General features: G+C 63.3%; 1 protein-coding gene. It reads left to right on the forward strand.

Annotated elements, in window-relative coordinates:
* Positions 1-134: 134 nt before the first annotated feature.
* Positions 135-1,667, forward strand: coding sequence for an IS66 family transposase (gene tnpC / locus NKJ20_RS33930; protein ID WP_352749937.1), 1,533 nt, complete (start codon positions 135-137; stop codon positions 1,665-1,667).
* Positions 1,668-2,043: the final 376 nt, after the last annotated feature.

Genomic DNA, 2,043 nt, shown 5'->3' on the forward strand with positions numbered 1-2,043 from the left:
AAGGTCTCGACTGGCGGCGCGTCCATGAGGCGCGCCGGACCCGCGTTCCAGCCCAGGCCGGCTGACCCGCGACGAAGTGAATCAGTCTGGATTCCGCTGTCGCGGGCTGTCGGCGAATATGGTCTGATCCGGTCATGGCGATGACTGCTGACCAGCTTCCCGACGATCCGGACGCGCTGAAGGCGATGATCCTGGCGCGCGACGTCGAGAACGCCCGGCTGATCCAAATCATCAAGGAATTGCAGCGCCACCGCTTCGGCCGGCGTGCCGAGACGCTGCCCGAAGACCAGCTTCTGCTGGGGCTTGAGGAAGCCGAACAGATCGAGGCCGCGGGTGACGAAGAGCAGGCACAGACCACTCTTGGAGAACGTCAGGCGCGTGTCGCAAAGCGCCGAGCGAACCGGGGCGCGCTGCCACCCCATCTGCCGCGCGTCGAGATGGTCATCGACATCGAGGATCAAGCCTGCCCGTGCTACCGCAATGGTCTGCATCGCATCGGCGAGGACGTGAGCGAGCGGCTCGACATCGTGCCGTCGCAGCTGCGTGTGATCGTCGTGCGCCGGCCCAAATATGCCTGCCGCGCCTGCGAGGACGTTGTCGTTCAGGCTCCGGCGCCCGCCCGGCTGATCGAAGGTGGTCTTCCGACCGAAGCGACGGTCGCCCAGGTGCTGGTCTCCAAATATGCCGATCACTTGCCGCTCTATCGTCAGGCGCAGATCTACGCCCGGCAGGGCATCAATCTCGATCGCTCCACGCTCGCCGACTGGGTCGGCCGCGCCGCCTGGCACCTGCGTCCGGTGCATGAGCGGCTACTTGGCAAATTGAAGACTTCACCAAAACTCTTTGCCGACGAGACGACCGCGCCGGTGCTCGATCCCGGCCGCGGCAAGACCAAGACCGGGCAGCTCTGGGCCTATGCCCGCGATGACCGACCATGGGAGGGGAGCGACCCGCCGGGCGTCGCCTATGTCTATGCACCCGATCGGAAGGCCGAGCGTCCGATCGCTCATCTCGCAGGCTTCACTGGAATCCTGCAGGTCGACGGCTATGGCGGCTATCGTGTGCTGGCCGACAAGAGCGGCGTGACGCTCGCCTTCTGCTGGGCGCACGTTCGCCGGCGGTTCTATGAATTGGCCGTGTCCGGACCGGCGCCGATCGCCGGCGAGGCGCTGAGACGGATCGCCGAGCTCTACAGAATAGAGGATGATATCCGCGGCCGATCGGCCGATGAACGCCGTGCGGTACGTCGGGAAAATAGCCGTGCCATTGTCGCCGACCTTGAACTCTGGCTACGCGAGAAGCTCGGCCTGATCAGCCAGAAGACAAAGCTCGCCGAGGCGATCCGCTACACGCTCTCGCGCTGGCAAGGCCTGACACGCTTCCTTGACGACGGCCGCATCGAGATCGACAGCAACACCGTCGAACGCTCAATCCGCCCGATCGCGCTCAACCGCAAGAACGCGCTCTTCGCTGGCTCGGACGGCGGCGCCGAACACTGGGCAGTCATTGCGTCGCTGATCGAGACCTGCAAACTCAATGGCGTCGAGCCACTCGGCTACCTCGCCGACGTACTCACCAGGATCGTCAACAGCCATCCGAACAGCCGGATCGACGACCTGCTGCCTTGGACCTACATCCGGGCGCCCGAGCTAAAGGCCGTGGCCTGAGAACACCGCTTACGATGAAGTCGTAACGCGCTTGCGCCGGCAATTTGGACGCTAGTCCGCCGCGATATAGCATCGATTTTGAGATCGAGAGTGCCCGAAACGTTGAGATTCGTCGAATTTCGCTGTTTTTTTGGACCAAAGCAGAAACATTGACCGGAGATCAGTTCCGCCTATGACTGGTTCCACTACCAAACAGTCTCAGGCACTTGGCGGAAAATTGTGCTTCGCCGCCTGATTCGATCTCTGCTGCCTCCGGGTGACCAGGGTAGCGCCGGCTGGATGCCGCCAACCAAGTTGTGTGCGTCAAGTTCTGCAAAATGGCGTGGCATTGCGGTGACGTCGGCGTGTCCGCCGCGCAGCCCCCGTGTTTAGCGGA

Source organism: Mesorhizobium sp. M0185 (assembly GCF_040322175.1).
Classification (GTDB): Bacteria; Pseudomonadota; Alphaproteobacteria; order Rhizobiales; family Rhizobiaceae; genus Mesorhizobium.

Bases quoted from the DNA above. Each gene is read 5' to 3' on its own strand.
- tnpC (WP_352749937.1), top strand. From the start codon at position 135: ATGGCGATGACTGCTGACCAGCTTCCCGACGATCCGGACGCGCTGAAG.